Origin of the sequence: Ramlibacter tataouinensis (assembly GCF_027941915.1) — a bacterium.
Taxonomy (GTDB): Bacteria; Pseudomonadota; Gammaproteobacteria; order Burkholderiales; family Burkholderiaceae_C; genus Ramlibacter; species Ramlibacter tataouinensis_C.
This window is the reverse complement of sequence record NZ_CP116009.1, coordinates 3,337,687-3,353,438: the sequence shown is the minus strand read 5'-3', so window position 1 is coordinate 3,353,438 and position 15,752 is coordinate 3,337,687. Positions and strand designations below refer to the sequence as shown.

17 protein-coding genes are annotated in these 15,752 nt (G+C 71.1%); 8 read left to right on the top strand and 9 right to left on the bottom strand.

Annotated features, from left to right (window positions below; genetic code table 11):
• Nucleotide 1: 1 nt before the first annotated feature.
• Genes pcnB through PE066_RS16000 form a run of 4 tightly spaced genes read right to left on the bottom strand, consistent with a single transcriptional unit; the run spans nucleotide 2 to nucleotide 4,009 of the window.
• Nucleotides 2-1,600: a polynucleotide adenylyltransferase PcnB gene (gene pcnB, locus PE066_RS16015; protein WP_271233524.1), complete on the bottom strand. Its 1,599-nt coding sequence runs from the start codon at nucleotides 1,598-1,600 to the stop codon at nucleotides 2-4.
• Nucleotides 1,597-2,271: an HAD family hydrolase gene (locus PE066_RS16010; RefSeq protein ID WP_271233523.1), complete on the bottom strand. Its 675-nt coding sequence runs from the start codon at nucleotides 2,269-2,271 to the stop codon at nucleotides 1,597-1,599. The genes pcnB and PE066_RS16010 overlap by 4 nt, the downstream gene beginning before the upstream one ends.
• Entirely contained in the window at nucleotides 2,268-2,942 is a 675-nt protein-coding gene (hda, locus tag PE066_RS16005; RefSeq protein WP_271233522.1) for a DnaA regulatory inactivator Hda, read from the bottom strand. The genes PE066_RS16010 and hda overlap by 4 nt, the downstream gene beginning before the upstream one ends.
• A complete protein-coding gene (locus tag PE066_RS16000) occupies nucleotides 2,939-4,009 on the bottom strand; it encodes an AI-2E family transporter (protein ID WP_271233521.1) in 1,071 nt (356 codons plus the stop codon). Before PE066_RS16000 ends, hda begins: the two co-directional genes overlap by 4 nt.
• A 92-nt stretch (nucleotides 4,010-4,101) precedes the next feature.
• Here PE066_RS16000 and purM point away from each other — a divergent pair, with 92 nt between their 5' ends.
• Nucleotides 4,102-5,136: a phosphoribosylformylglycinamidine cyclo-ligase gene (purM, locus tag PE066_RS15995; protein WP_271233520.1), complete on the top strand. Its 1,035-nt coding sequence runs from the start codon at nucleotides 4,102-4,104 to the stop codon at nucleotides 5,134-5,136.
• A gap of 35 nt (nucleotides 5,137-5,171) precedes the next feature.
• Here the strand turns inward: purM and PE066_RS15990 are convergent, their stop codons facing one another.
• Complete coding sequence (locus tag PE066_RS15990; protein WP_271233519.1) at nucleotides 5,172-6,023, bottom strand: SirB1 family protein; 852 nt, start codon at nucleotides 6,021-6,023, stop codon at nucleotides 5,172-5,174.
• A 61-nt stretch (nucleotides 6,024-6,084) separates the two neighbouring features.
• The gene (gene murJ / locus PE066_RS15985) at nucleotides 6,085-7,650 is read right to left on the bottom strand and encodes a murein biosynthesis integral membrane protein MurJ (protein ID WP_271233518.1); all 1,566 of its coding nucleotides are present in this window, start codon (nucleotides 7,648-7,650) and stop codon (nucleotides 6,085-6,087) included.
• Between the two features lie 99 nt (nucleotides 7,651-7,749).
• Here murJ and rpsT point away from each other — a divergent pair, with 99 nt between their 5' ends.
• Nucleotides 7,750-8,058 carry a 30S ribosomal protein S20 gene (rpsT, locus tag PE066_RS15980; protein ID WP_271233517.1) on the top strand — a complete coding sequence of 103 codons (309 nt, stop codon included), beginning with the start codon at nucleotides 7,750-7,752 and terminating at the stop codon, nucleotides 8,056-8,058.
• A 242-nt stretch (nucleotides 8,059-8,300) separates the two neighbouring features.
• Here the strand turns inward: rpsT and PE066_RS15975 are convergent, their stop codons facing one another.
• Nucleotides 8,301-8,606: a DUF3579 domain-containing protein gene (locus tag PE066_RS15975; RefSeq protein ID WP_271233516.1), complete on the bottom strand. Its 306-nt coding sequence runs from the start codon at nucleotides 8,604-8,606 to the stop codon at nucleotides 8,301-8,303.
• A gap of 232 nt (nucleotides 8,607-8,838) precedes the next feature.
• Here PE066_RS15975 and PE066_RS15970 point away from each other — a divergent pair, with 232 nt between their 5' ends.
• Nucleotides 8,839-10,032, top strand: a complete 1,194-nt coding sequence (locus PE066_RS15970; protein WP_271233515.1) for an aspartate aminotransferase family protein — start codon at nucleotides 8,839-8,841, stop codon at nucleotides 10,030-10,032.
• 2 nt (nucleotides 10,033-10,034) lie between these two features.
• Entirely contained in the window at nucleotides 10,035-10,952 is a 918-nt protein-coding gene (argF, locus tag PE066_RS15965) for an ornithine carbamoyltransferase (protein WP_271233514.1), read from the top strand.
• A 9-nt stretch (nucleotides 10,953-10,961) separates the two neighbouring features.
• On the opposite strand, the gene PE066_RS15960 is transcribed toward argF, so the two are convergent.
• The gene (locus tag PE066_RS15960) at nucleotides 10,962-11,354 is read right to left on the bottom strand and encodes a hypothetical protein (protein WP_271233513.1); all 393 of its coding nucleotides are present in this window, start codon (nucleotides 11,352-11,354) and stop codon (nucleotides 10,962-10,964) included.
• 76 nt (nucleotides 11,355-11,430) lie between these two features.
• Between PE066_RS15960 and PE066_RS15955 the strand changes: the two genes are divergently transcribed.
• From PE066_RS15955 to kynA, 4 genes are all read left to right on the top strand, one after another.
• Nucleotides 11,431-11,757 carry a YkgJ family cysteine cluster protein gene (locus PE066_RS15955; protein ID WP_271233512.1) on the top strand — a complete coding sequence of 109 codons (327 nt, stop codon included), beginning with the start codon at nucleotides 11,431-11,433 and terminating at the stop codon, nucleotides 11,755-11,757.
• A 73-nt stretch (nucleotides 11,758-11,830) separates the two neighbouring features.
• Nucleotides 11,831-12,457, top strand: a complete 627-nt coding sequence (kynB, locus tag PE066_RS15950; RefSeq protein ID WP_271233511.1) for an arylformamidase — start codon at nucleotides 11,831-11,833, stop codon at nucleotides 12,455-12,457.
• Nucleotides 12,454-13,716 carry a kynureninase gene (gene kynU / locus PE066_RS15945; protein ID WP_271233510.1) on the top strand — a complete coding sequence of 421 codons (1,263 nt, stop codon included), beginning with the start codon at nucleotides 12,454-12,456 and terminating at the stop codon, nucleotides 13,714-13,716. The genes kynB and kynU overlap by 4 nt, the downstream gene beginning before the upstream one ends.
• Nucleotides 13,713-14,561, top strand: a complete 849-nt coding sequence (kynA, locus tag PE066_RS15940) for a tryptophan 2,3-dioxygenase (protein WP_271233509.1) — start codon at nucleotides 13,713-13,715, stop codon at nucleotides 14,559-14,561. The genes kynU and kynA overlap by 4 nt, the downstream gene beginning before the upstream one ends.
• On the opposite strand, the gene PE066_RS15935 is transcribed toward kynA, so the two are convergent.
• The gene (locus PE066_RS15935; RefSeq protein WP_271233508.1) at nucleotides 14,562-15,734 is read right to left on the bottom strand and encodes an FAD-dependent monooxygenase; all 1,173 of its coding nucleotides are present in this window, start codon (nucleotides 15,732-15,734) and stop codon (nucleotides 14,562-14,564) included.
• Nucleotides 15,735-15,752: the final 18 nt, after the last annotated feature.

Sequence of the window (15,752 nt, the reverse complement as noted above, 5' to 3'; positions counted from 1 at the left end):
CTCAGTCGCCGGCGACGGCTGGCGGCGGGGCGTCGCCGGCCGCAGCGCCAGCGCCCGCCGGCTTGCGGCGCCGGCGGCGGCGCTTGCGCGGCGCGTCGGCGGCGCCCTCACCGGCGGCCTCGGCATCCGGCTGCTCAGTCTCGGCGGCCGCCAGCGGCGCACCGGCGGCCGGACGCTCCACCGGCGAGGCCTTCTCCTGCGGCTTGACCACGCGCACCCGGCGCGCGCCCTTTTGCTGCTGTTCGGCGCGCACCTGGGCGATCAGGTCTTCGCGGGCGGCCTCGTCGGCCAGGCTGAACTCCTGCCACCAGTCGGCCAGCACCACGTCGATCTCGCCGGCGTCGGCGCGCAGCCGCATGAAGTCGAAGCCGGCGCGGAACCGCGGCTGCTCGACCAGGCTGAACGGGGTGCTGCCCACACGCTTGTCGAAGCGCGGCTGCATCATCCAGATCTCGCGCATGTCGGCGCCCAGCTTGCCGCGCCCCGACACGTCGCCGATGCGGGCATCGAAGACGTCGTCGATCGCGCCCTGCAGCGCCGGGATGGGATGCTCCTTGCGGGCCAGCCGCTGGGCCCAGCCCTCGCGCACGTCGGACCACAGCACGCAGGCCAGCAGGAAGCTGGGCGCGACCGGCTTGCCTCCGGCCACGCGGCGGTCGGTGTCCTGCAGCGCCGAGCGCACGAACGACTGGTCGGCGCGCTCGACCACCAGGTCCAGCAGCGGGTAGATGCCCTGCGCCATGCCCAGCGCCCTGAGCTGCTCGATGGTGGCCACCGCATGGCCGGTCTGCAGCAGCTTGAGCATCTCGTCGAACAGGCGGCTCTGCGGCACGTCGGCCAGCAGTGGCAGGCTGGGCCGCAGCGCCGCCAGGGTCTTGGCCTCCAGCGTGAAGCCCAGCGGATTGAGCTTGGCGGCGAAGCGCACCGCCCGGATCAGGCGCACCGGGTCCTCCCGGTAGCGCGCGGCCGGGTTGCCGATCATGCGCAGCGTCAGCTTGCGCGCATCCTTCATGCCGCCATGGAAGTCGACCAGCGTCTGCGTCTGCGGGTCGTAGTACATCGCGTTGATGGTGAAGTCGCGCCGGGTGGCGTCTTCCTCCTGCGGGCCCCAGACGTTGTCGCGCAGCACGCGGCCGCTGGCGTCCACCGCGTGCTTGAGGCCCGCCAGTTCGTTCTTGCTGGTCTTCTCGTTGCCGCTCACCGCCTCGGCCGCGGCGTTGTCCAGGTAGGCGCGGAAGGTCGAGACCTCGATCACCTCGTGTTCGCGCCCGCGGCCGTACACCACGTGCACGATGCGGAAGCGCCGGCCGATGATGAAGGCGCGGCGGAACAGCGCCTTGACCTGCTCGGGCGTGGCGTCTGTGGCGACGTCGAAGTCCTTGGGGCGCAGGCCCAGCAGCAGGTCGCGGACCGCACCGCCGACGATGTAGGCTTGGTAGCCGCCCTCCTTGAGCGTGCGCACCACGTTGGCGGCGCGCTCGTCCACCAGCGCGGGGTCGATCCGGTGCTCCTGCGGGCCGATCTCCTGGCGCTTGCCGAAGCGCGGCTTGCGGCCGGTGCCGCCGGCGCCCAGCAGGCGGTCGATGAATTGCTTGATCATGGATGGGAGGGGAACAGGTCCAGTATGCGCCAGCCGCGCTGGACGGCCAGGTCGCGCAGGATGGCGTCGGGGTTGGTGGCCACCGGGTGGTTGCAGCGCTCCAGCAGCGGCAGGTCGTTCATGGAGTCGGAATAGAAGGTGGTCTCGACGCCGCGCCAGTCCAGGCCCTGCTCGGCCAGCCACTGGCCGACCCGTTCGACCTTGCCGGCGCGCATGGACGGCACGCCGTCGATCTCGCCGGTGATCCAGCCGTCGCCGCCGAGGGCCAGCCGCACCGCGATCAGCTCGTCGACGCCGAGCGCACGGGCGATCGGCGCGGTCACGAACTCGTTGGTGGCGGTGACGATCAGCACCCGGTCGCCGGCCTGCTGGTGGCCGCGCACCAGCTGCAGCGCCTCGGGCCGGATCGCCGGGGCGATCACCTCCTGCATGAAGCGCGCGTGCGCGCGCTCGGCGGCCTCGCGGCCCTTGAGCCGGATCGCCTCGGTGGCGAAGCGCACGTAGTCGTGCACGTCCAGCGTGCCGGCCTTGTAGTGCTCGTAGAAGGCGTCGTTGCGCTGCTTGAAGACCACCGGGTCGGTCCAGCCGATCGTCTGGGTGAACTCGCCCCAGGCGTAGTCGGAGTCGATCGGCAGCAGCGTGTGGTCGAGGTCGAACAGCGTGACCTTCACTCGTTTTCCAGCATGGATTTGATCAAGGGGATGGTGATGGCGCGCTGCGTCTGCAGGGCATAGGCGTCGAGCTGCTCGAGCAGCTGCATCAGGCTGTCGAGATCGCGCGAGAAGCGCGTCAGCATGAAGTCCATCACCTCGTCGGACAGGAAGATACCGCGTGCATCGGCGGCGCGGCGCAGCACGGCGCGGCGTTCGGGCTCGGACAGCAGCTGCAGCTGGAACACGTGGCCCCAGCCCAGCCGGGTGCGCAGGTCCTCGCGCAGCCGCAGGTCGGCCGGCGGCAGCAGCCCGGCCGCCAGCACCCCGCGCTGCATCGTTTGCGCGCCGACGAACCAGGCGAAGGCGGCGTGCTGCTGCACGGCGCTGTACAGGTGGACGTCGTCCATCAGGACCACCGCCCAGCGCTCGTCGAAGGCCGGCGGCTCCGCCACCGAGGCGTCGAGCCAGCCGACGGCGGCGCCCTGCTCGCGCAGCGCCTCCTGCACCGCCTTGAGCAGGTGGGTCTTGCCGCAGGCGGCCGGCCCCCACAGGTAGGTCGGCACCGGCGAGCGCGTCGGGCTGCCGGCCCACAGCCGCAGGTGGGCCAGCGCCGGCTCGTTCGGCCCGGCGCTGAAGCCGGCCAGCGTGGGCGGGCGTGCCATGGCGATCGGAAGCGTGAGCTGTTTCATCCCTGGTACAGGCGGCTGCCCATGTAGCCGGCGCGCACCCGGCGGATCGCCACCAGCAGCAATGCGCTGGCCGGCAGCGCCACCAGCACGCCGAGGAAACCGAACAGCTGGGCAAAGGCCAGCAAGGCGAAGATGACGGCCAGCGGATGCAGGCCGATGCGCTCGCCGACGAAGCGCGGCGTGAAGAAGAAGCCCTCGATCACCTGCCCGGACCCATAGACCACCGCCACCATCAGCAGCGCCTTGGCCGAGGCGAACTGCAGCAGCCCGGCCAGGATGGCCAGCACCAGGCCGATGCCGAAGCCCAGGTAGGGCACGAACATCGCCAGCCCGGTGAACAGGCCGATCGGCAGCGCCAGGTCCAGCCCGAACAGCGCCAGCCCGGTCGAATAGAACACCGCCATGGTCAGCATCACCAGCAGCTGCCCGCGCAGGTACTGGCCCAGCACCTGGTCGGCTTCGTGGGTGAACGAGTCGACCGCCGGGCGAACGCGGGGCGGCACCAGCTCCAGCATCCGGTGCACGAAGCGGTCCCAGTCCAGCAGCAGGTAGAACAGGGCCACCGGGATCAGCACCGCGTTGAAGACGATGGCGAAGGCCACGCTGCCGCCGATCTTGAGCGACGACAGCAGGCGGGTGACGGCCTCGTCGTAATTGGCCTGCAGGTAGCGCAGCACCTGGGTCTTGAGGCTCTGCAGGTCGAGCGCCACCTCGATGCCGAACTGGGCCAGCCAGGGTCGCACCGTGCCGTCCAGCCACTGGAACAGCACCGGCACCTGCTCGCGCATGAGCGGGATCTCCTTGGCCAGGATCGGCACCACCATCAGGAACAGCGACAGCAGCACCACGATGAACAGCAGCTCCACCAGCACGACCGACACGAAGCGCGGCACCCGGCCGCGGCCGGCCTCGTCGAGGCGATCCACCAGCGGGGTCAGCGCATAGGCCAGCACGGCGGCGACCACGAAGGGCGTGAGCACCGGTCCCAGCGCCCGCAGGGCTCCCAGCGCCAGCAACGCGAGCAGCGCCCAGATGGCGGCGCGTTTCTGCGTGGGTGTGAAGGGCATCGGAAGGGGTGTTGCGGGCGCCCGGCCAAGGGAGGGTCGCCGGTAAAATCCCGCGAATTCTATCGGGCGCCCCTCGCGCGCCTTCTGCCCCCATGAGCCAGACTCCCCTCTCGTACAAAGACGCCGGCGTGGACATCGACGCCGGCGATGCGCTGGTCGAGCGCATCAAGCCATTGGCCAAACGCACCCTGCGCGAAGGCGTGATGGCGGGCATCGGCGGTTTCGGCGCGCTGTTCGAGGTGCCCAAGCGGTTCAAGGAGCCGGTGCTGGTCAGCGGCACGGACGGCGTCGGCACCAAGCTCAAGCTGGCCTTCGAGTGGGGCATGCACGACACGGTCGGCATCGACCTGGTGGCCATGAGCGTCAACGACGTGCTGGTGCAGGGCGCCGAGCCGCTGTTCTTCCTCGACTACTTCGCCTGCGGCCAGCTCGACGTCGACACCGCCGCCCGGGTGGTGGGCGGCATCGCGCGCGGCTGCGAGCTGTCCGGCTGCGCCTTGATCGGCGGGGAGACGGCCGAGATGCCGGGCATGTACCCGCCGGGCGAGTACGACCTGGCCGGCTTCGCGGTCGGCGCGGTGGAGAAGTCGAAAATCCTGTCCGGCGCCGGCGTGGCGCCCGGCGACGTGGTGCTCGGGCTGGCATCGAGCGGCGTGCACTCCAACGGCTTCTCGCTGGTGCGCAAGTGCATCGAGCGCGCCGGCGCGCACCTGCCGGCCACGCTGGACGGCCGGCCGTTCCGCGAGGCGGTGATGGCGCCGACCCGCCTCTATGTCAAGCCGGTGCTGGCCGCGCTGGCGCAGCACCCGGGCATCAAGGCGCTGGCCCACATCACCGGCGGCGGCCTGCTGGAGAACATCCCGCGCGTGCTGCCCGCAGGCACGGCCGCCCACCTGAAGGCCGGTAGCTGGCCGCGCTCCGAGCTGTTCGCCTGGCTGCAGGCCACCGCAGGCATCGCCGACGAGGAGATGAATCGCACCTTCAACAACGGCATCGGCATGGTGGTGGTGGTGGCCGCCGCCGACGCGCAGGCCGTGGCGGCGACGCTGCGCAGCCAGGGCGAATCCGTGCACGAGATCGGGGTGGTCGCGCCGCGCGGCGCCGGCGCGGCGGTCGTGATCGGCTGAAGCCGCCGGGCGAGGGCCCTCGCGGCCCGCGTGGCTCAGTGCGACGCCCGCCGCAGGTCGGCCACGCGCTCGGCGATGACGTCGATGTCGAGCGAATCCTGCGCGTGGATCAGGTAAGTCTCCAGGTCCAGCACCGCCATCGCCGCATGGCCCTGCTCGGCATGGGCCAGGCCGCGGTCGCGGTACTCGGCCCAGGCATCGGGCAGCAGCACCAGCAGCCGGTCCTGCACCGCGATCAGGCGCTGCCAGTCTTCCTGCGCGCGGTGGATCTCCTTCAGGTTGCGCAGCATGCGCGCGATGATGTCGCGCGGCGGCGCCGCCTGCAGGTACAGCCCCAGCGGGACCTCGAACTCATCGACCAGCCCGCTGCGGCGCTTGTAGGGCTCCAGCCGCTCGGACAGCTCCTCGCGCGAGAGCGACTGGCCGGTGAACGGGTCGATCACCACCTGCCCCTTGGGCAGGTTCACCTTGATCATGAAGTGGCCGGGGAAGCACACGCCGCGCGCGTGCAGGCCCAGCCCCTGGGCCAGCTCCATCCACAGCACGGCCAGCGAGATCTGGATGCCGCGCCGGGTGCGCAGCACCACGTTGAGGTAGCTGTTGTCCGGGTCGCAGTAGTCGTTGACGTTGCCGCCGAAGGACAGGTCGCGGAAGAAGAACTGGTTGAGGGCGCGCAGGCGCTGCAGCGGCGAGGCGTCGGCCGGCAGGCGGCGCCGCAGGCGTGCGAGCAACTGATCGACGTCGCCCAGCACCTGCTGGACGTCCAGGTCCGGGTACTCGTCCTGGGCGAGGCTGGCAGCCGCCTCCAGCAGGGGAAAGTGGTCATCGTCCTGGACCAGTGCACGGAAGTACTCCAGCGCGGTCGGGACCTCGAGGTTGAGCGGCATGGTGGCGTCCGTTGTAAGGGACGTGCCCGGCCAGCGTCAAGGCAGGACCGGCCCGGGCTTGTCAACGCGTGACAAATTGCCTCAGCTTCAGGCCGCCGGCCCAGAGCGCGCCGAAATACACCGCTACCGACGCCAGCAGCAGCGAGGCCAGCAGCCCGGCGCGCTGCGCGGCCTGCGCGCGCAGCGCGACCCAGTCGAAGTACGCGGCGGCCCAGGCCAGGAACACCGCCAGCAGCGCGGTGGCCGCCACCACCTGCAGCAGGAAGCGCGGCCAGCCCGGCGCCGGCCGCCAGCTGCCTCGCTGGCGCAGGCCCACCAGCAGCCAGCCGGCGTTGAGCAGCGCTCCGAGGCCGATCGACAGCGCCAGGCCGGCGTGCTTGAACAGCGGCACGAAGGCCACGTTCATCACCTGCGTGAGCACCAGCACGACCACCGCGATCTTCACCGGCGTGCGCGTGTCCTGGCTGGCATAGAAGCCGGGCGCCAGCACCTTGATGCCCACCAGCCCCAGCAGGCCGACGCCGTAGCCGGCCAGCGCCAGCGTGACCTGCAGCACGTCGCTGTCGCGGAAGGCGCCGTAGTGGAACAGCGTCGCCACCAGCGGCAGCCCGAACACCAGCAGCGCGGCCGAGGCCGGCGCTGCCAGCAGCACCACCAGCCGCAGTCCCCAGTCGAGCAGGGACGAGTAGCGCTCGTCGTTACCGGCACCGCGCGCCGAGGCCAGCTGCGGCATCAGCACCACGCCCAGGGCCACCCCCAGCAGGGCGGTCGGGAACTCCATCAGCCGGTCGGCGTAGAACAGCCAGGTCACGCTGCCGGCCGGCAGCCAGGAGGCGATCTGGGTGTTGATCAGCAGGGAGATCTGGGCGACGCTGACGCCCAGCAGCGCCGGCCCCATCAGCGACAGGATGCGGCGCACGCCGGGGTCGCGCCAGGCTTCGCGCAGCCGCGACGCGGCGAGGCCGATGCGCGGCAGCATCCCCAGCCGGCGCAGCGCCGGGATCTGGATGCCCAGCTGCAGCACGCCGCCCAGCATCACGCCGGCGGCCATCGCATAGATCGGCTCGATGCCGCGAGCGGCGAACCACGGCGCGCCCCACCAGGCCGCCCCGATCAGGGCGACGTTCAGCAGCACCGGGGTGGCGGCGGGGATGGCGAAGCGCTTCCAGGTGTTGAGGATGCCAGCCGACAGCGCCACCAGCGACATGAAGCCGATGTACGGGAACATCCAGCGCGTCATCCGCACGGCGGCGTCGAACGCCTGCGGGTCCTGCCGCAGCCCGCTGGCTAGCGCCCAGACCAGCGCCGGCGAGGCCGCCACGCCGACCACGCAGGTGACCAGCAGCACCCAGGCCAGCACCGTGGCCACGCTGTCGACCAGCCGGCGGGTAGCCTCCTCGCCCTGCTGCTCGCGGGTGTGGGCCAGCGCCGGCACGAAGGCCTGGCTGAAGGCGCCCTCGCCGAACAGGCGGCGGAACAGGTTGGGGATGCGGAAGGCGACGTTGAAGGCGTCGGTCAGCGCCGTGGCGCCGAACACCGCGGCCATCAGCAGGTCGCGCGCGAGCCCGGTGATGCGGGAAGCCAGCGTCAGCAGCGAGACGGTGGAGGCGGCTTTGAACAGGCTCACCGGCTCAAGTGTAGCGGTGCCCCTGCCGGCACAAGTGGGCGCTTCGCTTACAATGGAGGGCTTTGCTGGCATCATCCTCAGACACCGAAGGAACCCATCATGGCTTCTACCAAGCCCAAGAAGAAGAACCCCCGCCTGGCGTCCGGCCGCAAGCGTACGCGCCAGAACGTCAAGCTCAACGCAGCCAACACCTCGCTGCGCTCCAAGTACCGCACCGCGGTGAAGAACGTGGAGAAGGCCGTCGCCGCCGGTGACAAGGCCAAGGCCACCGAACTCTTCGCCAAGGCCCAGAGCATCGTCGACACCGTCGCCGACAAGGGCATCTTCCACAAGAACAAGGCGGCCCGCGACAAGGCCCGCCTGTCGGCCAAGGTCAAGACCCTGGCCGCCGCCCCCGCCGCCGCCTGAGACCCCTCAGTCGGCCCGCCCGGGCCTGCAGCCGCAGGCCTGCCGTTTGAACCGGGTGCGCTGCCAGCCAAAGCGAAAAACCGCCTTCGGGCGGTTTTTTCGTTGCGCGCAGCGCAAGCGCGCAAGGCGCGCCTTGGCTGGCACCCGAACGCCTCGGGGACAGACCGGCAGCGCGCGAAGCGCGAGCCGCTCTGTCCTCGACTGACTAGATTGAATTGAGTTCGCGCAAAGCGCGCCTGGAACTACGCAGCTCCCGCCGGCTTCTCCGCCACGCGCAAGTCGTTGTCCCTGGCGAAATTCATCACGAAGTCCCAGGCCATCGGATCGTGGCCGCGCAGGTCGCTGTGCACCACGACGGTCTTGACGCCGTCGATCACGCGCGGCATGCACCAGGGCGAGTAGTTCAGGTGGCTGCCCGGTGCCGAGCCGCCGGGGCGGAAACCGCTCATCACCCCGGCGAGCCGCTCGGCCCAGTCGCTCGGCCGGAACGTGCGGCCATCCCGGGTGATGCCCTGGATGAAGACTTCTTTGGCGGGTGTGGTGACCATCGGGCGGGGGGCATGGCGGCGCCGCGACAAGGGAGTTCGAACTCGCCGGCAGCGCTCAAGTATTCTATCTTATATAAGACTTGGCCCAGGCCCGGTCGCGGGCCCGGCCGCCAGCATCGCACCGCATCGCTGCGATGCGCAATCGGCAAGGATGGCGCCGCCGGGCTGTGCCTAAAATCGGGCCTCAACGGCTCACGCGTTGAGCCGCTTTTCTTTTCTGGAGAGTGTTCCGATGGCCCTGACCGAGGCAGCTTCGCCCCATACCATGAACACCTACGGCCGCGTGCCGATCGCGCTGTCGCACGGCCAGGGCTCGCGCGTGTGGGACTTCAACGGCAAGGCCTACCTCGACGCGCTCGCCGGCATCGCCGTCAACACCCTGGGCCACAACCACCCCAAGCTGGTGCCGGCGCTGCAGGACCAGGTCGCCAAGATCATCCACAGCAGCAACTACTACCACGTGCCCAACCAGGAGAAGCTGGCGGCCCGGCTGGCCGAGCTGTCGGGGCTGTCCAAGGTGTTCTTCTGCTCGACCGGGCTGGAGGCCAACGAGGCGGCGATCAAGCTGGCCCGCAAGTTCGGCCACGACCGCGGCATCGAGCGGCCGCAGATCGTGGTCTACGAGAAGGCTTTCCACGGCCGCAGCATCGCCACCCTGTCGGCCACCGGCAACCCGAAGATCCAGCAGGGCTTCGGTCCTCTGGTGGAAGGCTTCATCCGCGTGCCGCTGAACGACATCGGGGCGCTCAAGGCCGCCACCGAGGGCAACCCGGACGTGGTGGCGGTGTTCTTCGAGACCATCCAGGGCGAGGGCGGCATCAACCCGATGCGTGCCGAGTACCTGCAGCAGGTGCGCGAGCTGTGCGACCAGCGCAACTGGCTGATGATGATCGACGAGGTGCAGTGCGGCATGGGCCGCACCGGCAAGTGGTTCGCCCACCAGTGGGCCGGCATCCGCCCGGACGTGGTGCCGATGGCCAAGGGCCTGGGCTCGGGCGTGCCGGTCGGCGCCGTGGTGGCCGGCCCGCGCGCCGCCGACATCTTCCAGCCGGGCAACCACGGCACCACCTTCGGCGGCAACCCGCTGGCCATGCGCGCCGGCGTCGAGACCATCCGCATCATGGAAGAGGATGGCCTGCTGGCCAATGCCGCCGACGTCGGCGGCTACCTCAAGGGCCTGCTGGAGCGCGAACTGGGCAGCCTGCCGGGCGTGACGGACATCCGCGGCCAGGGCCTCATGCTCGGCCTGGAACTGGCCCGCCCCTGCGGCGTGCTGGTCAACCGTGCAGCCGAAGCCGGCCTGCTGATCAGCGTGACCGCCGACAGCGTGGTGCGGCTGCTGCCGCCCCTGATCTTCACCCGGGCCGAGGCCGACGAGTGCGTCGGCATCCTGGCGCCGCTGGTGAAGGCCTTCCTCGCGGAGTGAGCATGACAATCCGGCACTACCTGCAGTTCAGCGACTTCAGCGCCGACGAGTACGCCTGGCTGTTCGAGCGTGCCGCGGTGATCAAGCGCAAGTTCAAGGCCTACGAGAAGTACCACCCGCTGGCCGACCGCACCCTGGCCATGATCTTCGAGAAGGCTTCCACGCGTACGCGGGTGAGCTTCGAGGCCGGCATGTACCAGCTGGGCGGCAGCGTGGTGCACCTGACCACCGGCGACAGCCAGCTCGGCCGGGCCGAGCCGATCGAGGATTCGGCGCGCGTGATCAGCCGCATGGTCGACCTGGTGATGATCCGCACCTTCGGCCAGGACAAGATCGAGCGCTTCGCCGGGCACTCGCGCGTGCCGGTGATCAACGGCCTGACCAACGAGTTCCACCCCTGCCAGATCCTGGCCGACCTGTTCACCTACCAGGAGCACCGCGGATCGATCGCCGGCAAGACCGTGGCCTGGGTCGGCGACGGCAACAACATGGCGAACACCTGGCTGCAGGCAGCCGAGCTGCTGGGTTTCACGGTGCACGTGTCCACGCCCAGCGGCTACGAGGTGGACCAGGCCGTGGCCGGCGTGCGCAGCCGCGACAGCTACAAGGTGTTCAAGGACCCGATGGACGCCTGCCGCGGCGCCGACCTGGTGACCACCGACGTCTGGACCAGCATGGGCTACGAGGCCGAGAACGAGCAGCGCCGCAAGGCCTTTGCCGACTGGTGCGTGGACGAGGACATGATGCGCGTGGCCCGGCCCGACGCCCTGTTCATGCATTGCCTGCCCGCCCACCGCGGCGAGGAGGTGACCGCCGAGGTGATCGACGGCCCGCAGTCGGTGGTGTGGGACGAGGCCGAAAACCGCATGCACGTGCAGAAGGCGCTGATGGAGTACCTGCTGCTGGGGCGCGTGGCCTGACCCACGCGTTCAGTGCGTCGCCAGAGCGGCCGGCGCAGCGCCCAGCGTCATCACGCCCAGCTTGACCAGCCTCGACTCGATGGCCCAGCGGGTGCGACCGAGCGCCGCCGCCAGGTCCTTGGTGGGGGTGCCAGCGTCGAAGCCGGCGCGCAGTTGCTCGTCGTCTTGCGCGCTCCAGGGCTTGCCGGTGTTGGGCGGCGGCTCCCGGCGCGGCCGGGCCGGGCGCGCCGGCTGTCCGGAAGCGGCGCCGGCCAGCGTGTCCAGCGCCTTCGAGACCGCGAACAGCGCCCGGATCACCGGCGGGGCGTTGTAGGGCCTGTCTTCCGGCATGGCCTGGCCGGTGACCGGGTGGATGCCCTGGGCCAGGGTTTCGATAATCTCGCGCGCAGCCTGCAGTTCCATGGGGGTCCCTTTCGGAGAAGACTGTATTTACGTACAGTGATCGCCCAACGCCGGGTGCCGCCGTCCCGTTGACAGCATGTCCCGCCCCCTCCCCCACCCTTGCCTGGCCTGCGGCGCCTGCTGCGCCGCCTTCCGCGTGGACTTCGCCGCCGAGGAACTCGACGTCCACGGCGGCTGCGTGCCAGCCGGGCTGGCGGTCGAGGTGACCGGCCGCACCTGGCGCATGCGCGGCACCGACCACCAGCCGATGCGCTGCGCCGCCCTCACCGGCTCCATCGGCCAGCAGGCCGCCTGCGGCATCTACGAGTGGCGGCCCAATCCCTGCCGTGAACTGGAGCCGGGCAGCGACGCCTGCGCCCGGGCGCGGGCCCGGCACGGCCTGCCCGCGTTGCCGATGCTTTAGGTCTCAACAAAAATCAAACGCTGTTGGCAATAACCGACACCACGGTCTTTTTCGGCGTTCCACACTGCGCCGCATGCCACGCCTTTGGGACATCTCGCCGCCGGTGCACGAGCGCTCGCCCGTGTTTCCCGGCGACACGCCATACCGGCAGCAGTGGGCCGCGCAGATCGCGCCCGGCTGCCCAGTCAACGTCAGCAGCCTGACCCTGTCGCCGCACGTGGGCGCGCATGCCGACGCGCCGCTGCACTACGACCCGCAGGGCGCCGCCGTCGGTGCGCTGGACCTCGAGCCCTACCTGGGCCCCTGCCGGGTGATCCATGCGATCGGCCGCCGGCCGCTGGTGCGCTGGGGCGACCTGGCCCATGCCGCGCACGGCCTGCCGGCGCGGGTGCTGGTGCGCACTTACCAGCGCATGCCGGCCGATCGCTGGGACGGCGCGCTGGCGGCATTCGAGGCCGCCGCCATCGAACAACTGGCCGACCGCGGCGTGCGCCTGGTCGGCATCGACACGGCCAGCATCGATCCGGCCGACAGCAAGGACCTGCCCAGCCACCAGGCGATCCGCCGCCGCGGCCTGCGCGTGCTGGAGAACCTGGTGCTCGACGACGTTCCCGAAGGCGACTACGAACTGATCGCCCTGCCCCTGAAACTGATGACGGCCGACGCCTCGCCGGTGCGCGCCGTCCTGCGCGCCCCATGACCACCCTGCCCGACTGCCGCGCCCGCGATGCGGCCGACCCCCTGCGCCCGCTGCGCGACCTGTTCGCCCTGCCCGAGGGCGTGATCTACCTCGATGGCAATTCGCTGGGCCCGCTGCCCAGGGCCACCGCCGCCCGCGTCGCCCGCACGGTGGAACGCGAATGGGGCGACGGCCTGATCCGCTCGTGGAACAGCGCCGGCTGGTACGACATGCCGCGCCGGCTCGGCGACCGCATCGCCGGCTGGATCGGCGCCGGCGCCGGCGAGGTGGTGGCCACCGACACCACCTCGATCAACCTGTACAAGGTCCTGAGCGCCGCCCTGGACATCGCCGCCGCCGACCAGCCCGGCCGCAAGGTCGTGCTGAGCGAGCGCAGCAACTTCCCGACCGACCTGTACATCGCGCAGGCGCTGTGCCGCGAGCGCGGCTGCGAACTGCGGCTGCTCGAGGAGCCCGGCGCGATCCCGCAGGCGCTGCAGGCGGGCGACGTGGCGGTGCTGATGCTCACGCACGTGAACTACCGCACCGGCGCCATGCACGACATGGCGGCGCTCGCCGCCCTGGCCCGCCGCCACGGCGTGCTCACGGTCTGGGACCTGGCCCACAGCGCCGGCGCGGTGCCGCTGGACCTGCGCGGCGCCGGCGCCGACTTCGCCGTCGGCTGCAGCTACAAGTACCTCAACGGCGGCCCGGGCGCCCCGGCCTTCGCCTGGGTGCATCCGGGCCATGCCGACCGCTTCTGGCAACCGCTGGCCGGCTGGTGGAGCCATGCGGCGCCGTTCGAGTTCACGCCCGACTACCGTCCGGCGCCCGGCATCGCCCGCTACCTGTGCGGCACCCAGCCGGTGCTCAGCCTGGTGGCCCTGGAGTGCGGCCTCGACACGCTGGATGCGGCCTTGCCGCTGGGCGGCATGCAGGCGCTGCGCAGCAAGTCGCTGGCCCTCACCGACCTGTTCATCGAGCTGGCCGAGCAGCGCTGCGCCGGCCAGGGGTTGTCGCTGGTCACGCCGCGCGCGCACGCATCGCGCGGCTCCCAGGTGTGCATCGCCCGCGCCGAGGGCGCCTACGCCATCGTGCAGGCGCTGATCGCGCGCGGCGTGATCGGCGATTTCCGCGCGCCCGACATCCTGCGCTTCGGCTTCACCCCGCTGTACCTGGGCTTCGAGGACGTCTGGCATGCGGTCGAGCAGCTGCGCCAGGTGCTGGAGACCGGCGAATGGCAGCGGCCCGAATTCAACCAGCGCAACGCCGTGACATGAACCACAGCAGCCGACCCGAAGACATCGTGCACGCCGAGGGCGCGCAACTGGATTTCAGCCGCTCCATGAGCTACGGCGACTACCTGCAGCTCGATGCGATCCTCAATGCGCAGAAGCCGCTCTCGCCCAACCACAACGAGATGCTGTTCATCATCCAGCACCAGACCAGCGAGCTGTGGATGAAGCTGATGCTGCACGAGCTGGGCGCCGCCATCGACTGCATCGCCCACGACCAGCTCGGCAGCGCGTTCAAGATGCTGGCCCGGGTGTCGCGCATCCTGGAGCAGCTGGTGCATGCCTGGGACGTGCTGGCCACCATGACGCCGCCCGAGTACAGCGCGATCCGGCCCTACCTGGCCAGCTCCAGCGGCTTCCAGAGCGCGCAGTACCGGCGCATCGAGTTCACCCTGGGCAACAAGAACCCGGCCATGCTCAAGCCGCACGAGCACCGCCCCGACCTGCTGGCCCAGGTGCGCGCCGCCTTCGAGGCGCCGTCGCTGTACGACGAGTCGCTGCGCCTGCTGGCGCGGCGCGGCTTCCCGGTGCCGGCCAGCCATGTCGAGCGCGACTGGAGCCAGCCCTATGTCGAAAGCGCGGCGGTGGAGCAGGCCTGGCTGCAGGTCTACCGCAATGCCGAGCAGCACTGGGAGCTGTACCAGCTCGGCGAGGAGCTCACCGACCTGGAGGACGCCTTCCGGCTCTGGCGCTTCCGCCACGTGACCACGGTGGAGCGCATCATCGGCTTCAAGCGCGGCACCGGCGGCACCGGCGGCGTGCCCTACCTGCGCAAGATGCTGGACGTGGTGCTGTTCCCGGAGATCTGGCGCCTGCGCACCGACCTGTGATCAGGTCCCGTGATAGAGCCAGGGCAGGTCCAGCAGCGGCTCGCCGCCGGCGGCCATGGCCAGGTTGCGGGCGCGCCGCAGCAGGCCGTCGGCATGGAAGATCCAGCCGTTGCGGCGCGAGCGCCGCTGCACCCGCGCGCAGCGCTGCCAGCGGTTGAGGGCGTAGCGCTGTAGCGCCGTCGGCACGTCGATCACGCGCCCGTCGCATACAGCCATCACCTGCTGCAGCGCCCAGGCGTCCTCGATCGCCATGCCGGCGCCCTGCGCCAGGTACGGCCGCATCGGGTGCGCCGCATCCCCCAGCAGGGCCGCGCGGCCGCGCGCCATCTCGCCCGCGGCCCGGACCGGGTCGCGGTCATGCACCGGCCACATCCGCCAGACTTCGACCGCCTCGACCAGCGCCTGCAGCTCGCCGCACAGCCCGGCCGCGGCGGCACGCAGCGCATCGCCCTGCGCCGCGTGGTCCCAGCCGGCGCCGGCACGGCCCTCGATGAAGCCCACCACATTGAGCGCCTCGCCGGCGCGCACCGGGTAGCGCACCAGGTGCATGTGCGGCCCCAGCCAGGCCTGCACCTCGTCGCCGCGCAACCGCGCCGGCAAGCGCGCCATGGGCAGCAGCGCCCGGTAGGCGACGTGGCCGGTGGCGGGCGCGGGACCGTCGCCCACCAGCTGCTCGCGCAGGCGGCTCCAGACGCCGTCGGCCACCGCCAGCGCGTCGGCCTCGACCTGCGCGCCGCCTTCGAGCTGGGCTTGCGCCAGCTCGCCGTCAACGCGGACCGAGGCGATGCGCAGCCCGGTGCGCAGCCAGGCGCCGGCCCGGCTGGCCGCCTGCAGCAGGGTCGCGTGCAGGTCGGCGCGATGCACCGTCAGGTAGGGAGCGCCGTATCGTTGCTGCGCCGAGTCGCCGAGCGCCAGCGAGCCCAGCTCGCGGCCGTCGAGCGCATCGCGCACCGACAGCCGCGGCGGCTGCCAGGCAAGCGGCTGCAACTGCTCCAGCACGCCCCACGCACCGAGCACGCGCGTGGCATTGGGCCCGAGCTGCAGGCCGGCGCCCACTTCGGAGAACTCGGGGGCCTGCTCGAACAGGCGCACCTCCCAGTTGGCCGCCCGCGCGGCCACTGCCGCGGCGAGGCCCGCGATTCCCCCACCGGCCACGAGTACGTCCTGTGCCATCGCCGGGCATTGTGCCAA

What these genes read in the sequence shown, in the direction of transcription:
- pcnB (WP_271233524.1), bottom strand. Translation starts at nt 1,600, where the DNA reads ATGATCAAGCAATTCATCGACCGCCTGCTGGGCGCCGGCGGCACCGGC.
- hda (WP_271233522.1), bottom strand. Translation starts at nt 2,942, where the DNA reads ATGAAACAGCTCACGCTTCCGATCGCCATGGCACGCCCGCCCACGCTG.
- PE066_RS16000 (WP_271233521.1), bottom strand. Translation starts at nt 4,009, where the DNA reads ATGCCCTTCACACCCACGCAGAAACGCGCCGCCATCTGGGCGCTGCTC.
- purM (WP_271233520.1), top strand. Translation starts at nt 4,102, where the DNA reads ATGAGCCAGACTCCCCTCTCGTACAAAGACGCCGGCGTGGACATCGAC.
- PE066_RS15990 (WP_271233519.1), bottom strand. Translation starts at nt 6,023, where the DNA reads ATGCCGCTCAACCTCGAGGTCCCGACCGCGCTGGAGTACTTCCGTGCA.
- rpsT (WP_271233517.1), top strand. Translation starts at nt 7,750, where the DNA reads ATGGCTTCTACCAAGCCCAAGAAGAAGAACCCCCGCCTGGCGTCCGGC.
- PE066_RS15975 (WP_271233516.1), bottom strand. Translation starts at nt 8,606, where the DNA reads ATGGTCACCACACCCGCCAAAGAAGTCTTCATCCAGGGCATCACCCGG.
- PE066_RS15970 (WP_271233515.1), top strand. Translation starts at nt 8,839, where the DNA reads ATGGCCCTGACCGAGGCAGCTTCGCCCCATACCATGAACACCTACGGC.
- argF (WP_271233514.1), top strand. Translation starts at nt 10,035, where the DNA reads ATGACAATCCGGCACTACCTGCAGTTCAGCGACTTCAGCGCCGACGAG.
- PE066_RS15960 (WP_271233513.1), bottom strand. Translation starts at nt 11,354, where the DNA reads ATGGAACTGCAGGCTGCGCGCGAGATTATCGAAACCCTGGCCCAGGGC.
- PE066_RS15955 (WP_271233512.1), top strand. Translation starts at nt 11,431, where the DNA reads ATGTCCCGCCCCCTCCCCCACCCTTGCCTGGCCTGCGGCGCCTGCTGC.
- kynB (WP_271233511.1), top strand. Translation starts at nt 11,831, where the DNA reads ATGCCACGCCTTTGGGACATCTCGCCGCCGGTGCACGAGCGCTCGCCC.
- kynU (WP_271233510.1), top strand. Translation starts at nt 12,454, where the DNA reads ATGACCACCCTGCCCGACTGCCGCGCCCGCGATGCGGCCGACCCCCTG.
- kynA (WP_271233509.1), top strand. Translation starts at nt 13,713, where the DNA reads ATGAACCACAGCAGCCGACCCGAAGACATCGTGCACGCCGAGGGCGCG.
- PE066_RS15935 (WP_271233508.1), bottom strand. Translation starts at nt 15,734, where the DNA reads ATGGCACAGGACGTACTCGTGGCCGGTGGGGGAATCGCGGGCCTCGCC.